5 protein-coding genes are annotated in these 7,202 nt (G+C 50.4%); 1 reads left to right on the top strand and 4 read right to left on the bottom strand.

What is annotated here, in order from left to right:
* Together ACLUYS_RS08760 and pulA are read right to left on the bottom strand one after the other, a co-directional pair.
* Window positions 1-1,109: IMP dehydrogenase (locus tag ACLUYS_RS08760; RefSeq protein ID WP_412659626.1), on the bottom strand; the 1,109-nt coding region annotated here is incomplete at its 3' end.
* Between the two features lie 269 nt (window positions 1,110-1,378).
* Window positions 1,379-3,538 (bottom strand): type I pullulanase, encoded by a 2,160-nt coding sequence (gene pulA, locus ACLUYS_RS08755; protein WP_288338866.1) that lies wholly within the window; start codon window positions 3,536-3,538, stop codon window positions 1,379-1,381.
* Window positions 3,539-4,365: 827 nt separating this feature from the next.
* Here pulA and ACLUYS_RS08750 point away from each other — a divergent pair.
* Complete coding sequence (locus ACLUYS_RS08750) at window positions 4,366-5,733, top strand: class II fumarate hydratase (protein ID WP_230268122.1); 1,368 nt, start codon at window positions 4,366-4,368, stop codon at window positions 5,731-5,733.
* Between the two features lie 274 nt (window positions 5,734-6,007).
* Here ACLUYS_RS08750 and ACLUYS_RS08745 read toward each other — a convergent pair whose 3' ends face one another.
* Both ACLUYS_RS08745 and ACLUYS_RS08740 read right to left on the bottom strand, forming a co-directional pair.
* The gene (locus ACLUYS_RS08745) at window positions 6,008-6,574 is read right to left on the bottom strand and encodes an HAAS signaling domain-containing protein (RefSeq protein ID WP_412659625.1); all 567 of its coding nucleotides are present in this window, start codon (window positions 6,572-6,574) and stop codon (window positions 6,008-6,010) included.
* Window positions 6,549-6,911, bottom strand: a complete 363-nt coding sequence (locus tag ACLUYS_RS08740) for a PadR family transcriptional regulator (protein WP_412659624.1) — start codon at window positions 6,909-6,911, stop codon at window positions 6,549-6,551. The genes ACLUYS_RS08745 and ACLUYS_RS08740 overlap by 26 nt, the downstream gene beginning before the upstream one ends.
* Window positions 6,912-7,202: the final 291 nt, after the last annotated feature.

Below are 7,202 nucleotides of genomic sequence, written 5' to 3'. Positions count from 1 at the left end.
AGCGTCATGTGGTAGTCCTGAACGATACCGCCATCGGAACAGATTGGAACGTAGATTCCAGTGTTTTCGAAATATTCATCCCGCGCTTTGGCGACTTCGATTGTCGCGGTCGCCTGCCCGCGGCCGATGCCTTTCTGCTCGCGGGTGATGCAGATGGAACCGCCGCCGATACCGATTTTAACGAAGTCCGCACCGGCTTCAGCCAGAAAGCGGAATCCGTCGCCGTCAACAACGTTGCCGGCACCGACTTTAACGGTGTCGCCGTATTTTTCGCGAATCCATTTGATCGTATCGGCCTGCCAGCAGGAATAGCCTTCGGAAGAGTCAATAACGAGGATGTCCGCACCGGCTTCTACAAGAGCAGGAACGCGGTCCTTGTAGTCGCGGGAGTTGATGCCTGCACCAACGAGGTAGCGTTTGTGCTCATCCAGAACTTCGTTTGGGTTTTCCTTGTGCTGTTCGTAGTCCTTACGGAAAACGAACGCTTTCAGGCGACGATCCTTGTCTACGATCGGCAGCTGGTTCAGTTTCTTGTCCCAGATGATGTCGTTCGCTTCGCCAAGCGTGAGACCTTCATCGCCGACGATCAGCTTGTCATAGGGCGTCATGACATCCTTGACTTTCGTGTTGTCGAGATCTACGCGGGTTTCGCGGAAATCACGGGAAGTCAGAATGCCGACGAGAACGCCGTCTTTTTTGCCGTTTTCCGTAACGGCCATTGTGGAATGTCCGGTCTGCTGACGGATCTGGATTACTTTGCGCAGCGTATCATCAGGAGAAACGTTCGCATCGCTGCCGGTAAATCCAGCTTTGGTGGCCTTGACCTGACGAATCATCGCAGCCTGACTTTCAATCGGCTGAGAACCGAAAATAAAGGCGACACCGCCCTCGCGAGCCAGAGCGACCGCAAGATCCGGTCCGGACACCGCCTGCATGACCGCACTGGTCAGCGGGATGTTCAGGGAAAGCGCCGGCTTTTCCCCTTTTTTAAATTTCACCAGCGGCGTTTTCAGGCTGACTTTATCCGGGGTATCTTCTGGTCCGGTATAGCCTGGAACGAGAAGGTATTCCGCAAAAGTGCGGGAAGGTTCGCTGAAAAATTTTGCCATATTGTTCCTCCTGTATGCATGCAATTCGAATGGGATTTCTGTCTGCTGGCCGACTTCGGCCAAATCTCATTTTCTCTATTTTATGCGGATGCGCCGTCCTGTCAAAAAGCAGAGGCCAAACCTCTGCTTTTTGACAAATTTTTCAATTTAAGAAACAAAATGAAATGCCCTTTCGCTCCTGAAAAGGACTGAAAATGGAAAGCTTTCGGGCATTATTCCGGTTTTTGGCCCGACTTTCGCCCGTTTCCACTCGATTGGATCCGGCCGTCTTATGCAGCTTTGGACACGGAAGCTTCAGCTTCTTCAGCCGTCTGCGGCTTTTCAAACGTCTCTTCGAGAACGACGACAGTGCCGATCGGTCCAATCTGAATATGACGGGCCTGTTTCTCGTTCAGACGGTTCACATCGTAGAGAACTTCCCCTTCCTTCGTCAGATCGTAATGGAACGTCTCATGCGTCGGGTTAAAGAACAGAATCATTTTCTCGTTTTCATCCTGCGTCTGATACACGAGCACTTTCGAATCGAGATCGGATACATGAACGTTATGCATAATCGCTTCGCTGCTCGTCAGACGCAGCGAAGAATGTTCGCGCCGGATTTTAACGAGTTCCTTGAATTGATCGACCATCGGCTCCATCGTATCGCGGCGATGGTAGTCGATCATGTTGTAATGATCGGAACGATTGTACGTGTTGTCGAGATTGTTTTTGGTCCGGCCGAATTCCTGGCCGGAATGAATGAACGGAATGCCCTGCGCAAACAGAACCATCGCGTTCGCCAGAACCTGACGGCGTATGCGTTCGCTGCGCGGCATGCCTTCGCATGCCTTGCGGTTTTTATCCCAGAGGGTATGGTTGTCGTGGCATTCGATGTAGTTGACCGCTTTAAACGGCGCATCGTATCGGCCTTCGAGAACCGATGCGCACATGACCTGCTTGGCATCATGCAGAAGGCCGAGGTTGCCTGCCGGATAGCCGGCGTCGCTGATCTGACCCGACGAGCCGCGAATGACTTCGCGGAAGCGGTCCGAAAAATGACCGACCAGCGGCATTTTGGCCTGATTGTTCTGGGAAGCCCGGATATCGTGCGGTACAAAGCTTGGCATGTCCCAGCCTTCCCCGTAAATCATGAAATCCGGTTTGCGCTTTTTCGCTTCTTCGGCAATCGTGTTGAGCAGCGAGCAGTCCAGTACGCCCATCAGATCGAAGCGGAAGCCGTCGACATCGAAGACGTCAATCAGCTGCATGGCCGCATCGATCAGGTAGCGCCGGCTCATTTCCGGACGGGAATCGATATCGTTTCCGCAGTACGATCCGTTGGAATAATTGCCTAAGGAGTCCATCAGGAAGAAGTAATCCGGAACCATGTTTTCCAGCGCGTAGCCGTCACGGTTCCATACGTGGTTGAATACGAGATCGAGCGTGACTTTAATGCCCGCTTCATGAAGCTTCTGTACCATCTGGGCGAATTCAAGAATGCGGCGTTCCGGATCGAACGGATCGGTCGAATACGAGCCTTCCAGCGCGCGGTAGCTCGCAGGATCGTAGCCCCAGTTGTAATAGAGCGACGGATACTCTTCGTCGACGCTGCCAAAATCCAGAACCGGCATCAGCTGTACGTGGGTAATGCCCAGTTCCCGAATATACGAAAGGCCTGTACGTTTCTGTCTGGTTGTGGCGTTTTCCTGTACAAACGCCGGGAAGGTTTTCGGATTTTCAACGCCGATTTCCTTCTGGGCGGTCATATCCCGAATGGAACATTCGTAAATGATCGCATCGGTCTGGTGCGCCATCGGCTTTGGTTTGAAGCGTTCAGGCATTTTCAGCAAGGAGAGATCGTTGACCTGCGAGCAGCTCGTATTGACGCCGGTAAAAAGATTGTACGGATCGTGGCATTCACGAATGCTGCCGTTGACGTTCATGCGATAGCGGTAAAGCTTATGCAGCAGATCGCCTTCGACGCAAACGGTCCAGCAGCCTTCTTCATCCCGTTCCATCGGGACAGCCTGCCGGTTTCCTTCTTCATCGAGTAAAACAAGTTCCGCCCAGCTGACGACGGGAGACCAGAAACGGAAAATCGTCTGCTCAGGCGTGTAGTGACAGCCAAGCGTATTCAGATCGACGGCCGGCCAGGCGTTCGCAAATTCCGGCGTCTTCACAATATGGCTGTATTTGGCCGGTGCGGTCCGGCAGTGTCCGGAATACAGAACGTAGTCCCGTCCGATTTCCAGCGGGGCATCCACCGTACACGTATACCGAATGTGGGTAATATTATCTGTCTTTTCCTGTATGGTCAGAGGAACAATTTCACCGTGTTCATCTTTCAGATGAAAGGTCTGACTGTTTCCCTGATAAAAATTCTTGTCTATATAAACATGGACGCAGTTATATCCATCGATATAGCATTCCAGGTTATCCTTCATTCTCATAGGCATCTCCTTGCCTGTGTCACAACCCTCAGAACCGCAGAGCGGCAGAGGCTAAACGGGCTGAATTTTGTCGTTTTCAACAAAATGAAATTCAATGACTGATCATACAAGCATTGATTCCGGAAGACAAGAAGATCGATTTTCTTTTCCGCTTCTTCCCGCTTTGAACGAGAACTTATATCAATACGTAGTATTACCAAAGAAACATCGGACGTAAACACGATATTCCAAGTTAAAAATAATGCGATTGACCCGGAATTACTTTACAGAAATCACAGATCAGTTTGTACATTTCAAACCAGGTCTTCATATGCTTTGTTAAAAATGGTCCTCAACCGACGTTTCGTACGCGCTTTCCCATCAGAATGGGATCCAGTATTTTCGAGCTGGAGTGTTCCAGACTGTCGATGGCGAGGCTTTCCTCTTCTGATCCTACCGATTTGAAGAAAAGATGTACTCCAGACACCCGTTTTTGCGCTATTAAGACATCCTCCTGCTGTCCAGCAGCGCGCTGTTTTCAAAGAAATCCTGATTTTTCTATCCAGTCTCTCCTTCTCGCTGCCGGCATTCACGAGAGCGTACGCAAACACTCTTTTCTTCATTTTGCGCGCCAAAGTACGCAAGAAAGCGCCGGCGAAATTCAGGAACGTCTGGAAAAGCAGGACGAAACGATTTCGTATGGATAAAATGACAGGGATAAGAGCCTGTCGAAAACGAGGGGCTCGCCCGATGCCCCTGCGCAGTCTGGAAAAATTCCCTTTCCAGGGCAGGTCTCCGGTACAGATTTCATACATAAGCAAAAAAGAAGAAAGAGAAAAGGAGAACTCATGGAATACAGAATCGAACACGACGTTTTAGGCGAAGTCAAAGTTCCGGCGGATGCGTGCTGGATGTCCCAGACGCAGCGCTCGCTGGAAAACTTTAAAATCGGCACCGAAAAGATGCCGACTGAACTCATTGACGCCTTTGCGTATTTGAAAATGGCCTGCGCCATTGTCAATGAACGCAATCACAAAATCGATCCGGCGCAAAAAGAAGCCATCGTCGAAGTGTGTCAGGCCATTCTGAACAAAAAGCTGACCGGCGAATTTCCGCTGGCCGTCTGGCAGACCGGGTCGGGGACGCAGACCAACATGAACGTGAACGAAGTTATCGCACATGTCGGCATGAAAAATCATCCCGGACTCTCTCTTCATCCAAACGATACAGTCAACGCGTCCCAGTCTTCCAACGATACGTTCCCGAGTGCCCTGCACATAATGGCTTCGTCCATGACGCGAAAGCTGCTTCTTCCTGCAATCGATGAATGCGTGGACGTTCTGAAACGCCTGGAAGAAGAAAACGCAGGCATTATCAAAATTGGACGGACGCACCTGCAGGATGCGACCCCGCTGTACGTTTCGAATGAAATCAGCGGCTGGCGGTCCATGCTGGAACATTCCCGCCGTCATATCGAAGCGGTTCTTCCCTTCGTCAACGAACTCGCCATCGGGGCGACCGCGGTCGGCACCGGACTCAATGCGCCGCAAACCTTTGGCGCAGATGTCTGTGCGATTCTCGATTCCATGACCGGCATTCACTTCAAACCGGATCCCAACTATTTCCACGCCCTTACGTCCAAGGACGCCTGTTCCCTGCTTTCCGGCGCCGTCAAAGGGCTGGCGGCCAACATGATGAAAATCGTCAACGACGTCCGCTTCCTGGCCAGCGGTCCGCGCTGCGGAATTGGCGAACTGGAAATTCCAGCCAATGAACCTGGTTCTTCCATCATGCCGGGCAAAGTCAACCCGACCCAGTGCGAAGCCGTCACCATGGTGGCCGTACAGGTCATGGGCAACGATGCCGCTATCGGCTTTGCGGCCAGTCAGGGCAATTTCGAACTGAACGTCTTCATGCCCGTCATTGCCTACAACCTCAACCAGTCCATCCGCCTTCTGGCCGATGCGATCGTCTCGTTTACTCGCAACTGCCTGGAAGGACTCAAAGTCAACCGGCAGAAAACCGAGGAAAACCTCGAAAACTCGCTGATGCTCGTGACGTGCCTGAATCCGGTCATCGGCTACGAAAACGCAGGCAAGGCCGCCCGATATGCTTTCGAAAACAATCTGACGCTCAAGGAAGCGGTGCTGAAACTGGGCCTTCTCGATGAAGCCGCCTTTGACGAACTCGTTCGTCCGGAAAAAATGGTGCGGTAAACCATCCGATTTTCGACGCGGCTGCCCCATCTTCCAGCCCCTCAAAAATCCAAAGGATATTCGATCCTCCAGAACGTCTTCAGCTCTGGCTTTCAGAAATAAGATCAGGTATCCAGTATGAATCGACTGTTTGTCGGAAAGCGCTGAACGATTCAAATGGCGGGAAATGCACGAATTCGATGATAAGCTTCGTGCAAAATCAAATCTTCAGAAAAACGCCGGACGCAGGCCATCAGGCCGCCGCGTCCGGCGTTTCTCGTTATATTCGATTCAGTTATATACAATCCAGCTTTTTCTTTGTCTGGCGCATAGACTGAACAATCACCAGGGTAAGTTTCCAGAACAGCCATCCAAGGACAAAAACGATAGCCCCCATCAAAATCGAAAGGGGAAGAAATTCGATGGCACTTGCAGAATACGAGCCAATGTGAATTCCGATTTCTTTCATTTCATATCCCATGAAATGGGCTGCGAGTTTGACCACGCCCGCAAGCGGAAAAAGCGCTCCAGCTGCCATAAAGCCGATCCCGCTAAGGCCTGTAATGGGCAAAACAAACATACCGCCAAATCCTGCAAGGCTGTAAAAAGCAATTACAGCACTCAGCCTACGCCAGCTAAAGCCTCTGCTTTTGGCAACAGCTTCTCCTGAATACGCTTTAGCAAGTTCCTTAGGATTTCCCAGGCGATTAAGAATCTGTTCTGCGGACATTCCGCGGGTATGCAGTTCCAGCATTTCACTTTTGATTTCTTTTACACTGTCGACACGTTCGCAAGCAGTCATTGGGTTCAGACTGGTGTCGATTTTTTCGAGATATTCATTCAGTGATTTTTCCAGTTCCATGGTCTTTGGCTCCTTTGATTTCCTTAATCGCGTTTTGCAGATTTTCCCATTCCTCTGACATGGCCAAAAGATATTCCATTCCCTTTTCGGTAATGGAATAGTACTTTCGCGGCGGCAGCCCCTCAGAATTCTCCTGCCAGAACGAGGAGATATATTCCTCTTTCATTAACCGTCTGAGCAGCGGATAAATCGTATTCTCTTTTGCGGCCAGAATCGGATACTTTTCCAGTGTGCTGATCATTTCATATCCATAGGATGGCTGCTGCTTTATCATTGCCAGAACGCAGAATTCCAGTGTCCCGCGCTTAATCTGGGATTTCCAATCCTCAATATTCATGTACGGTATCTCCTGTATATACATCGTACCACACAGTACTTAAGAAGCCGATCGTATATCAAATAATTTATTTTTTAACTATATATGTATAAAACAGTCCGGCAACATCTCATCTCTTTCGCTGAATGCAAGAGAGGAAAGTCTCCTTTTCACTGCGCATTTACGAAAGACATCGCACAGAAATCAAGGACGATCGTCATAGATCCATAGATCGAAAGGGCGGCCTGAGAAGAAAGAACGTAAGCGTCAAATAAAAGACGGGTATTTTCTCGACCGCCTCCTTGGGATAAT

Source organism: Allobaculum sp. (assembly GCF_047010065.1).
In the GTDB taxonomy this organism is placed as follows: Bacteria; Bacillota_I; Bacilli_A; order Erysipelotrichales; family Erysipelotrichaceae; genus Allobaculum; species Allobaculum fili.
This window is presented reverse-complemented; position numbering and strand designations above follow the sequence as displayed.

Coding starts and splice junctions, on each gene's coding strand:
- ACLUYS_RS08740 (WP_412659624.1), bottom strand. CDS start 6,911: ATGAATATTGAGGATTGGAAATCCCAGATTAAGCGCGGGACACTGGAA.
- ACLUYS_RS08750 (WP_230268122.1), top strand. CDS start 4,366: ATGGAATACAGAATCGAACACGACGTTTTAGGCGAAGTCAAAGTTCCG.
- pulA (WP_288338866.1), bottom strand. CDS start 3,538: ATGAGAATGAAGGATAACCTGGAATGCTATATCGATGGATATAACTGC.
- ACLUYS_RS08745 (WP_412659625.1), bottom strand. CDS start 6,574: ATGGAACTGGAAAAATCACTGAATGAATATCTCGAAAAAATCGACACC.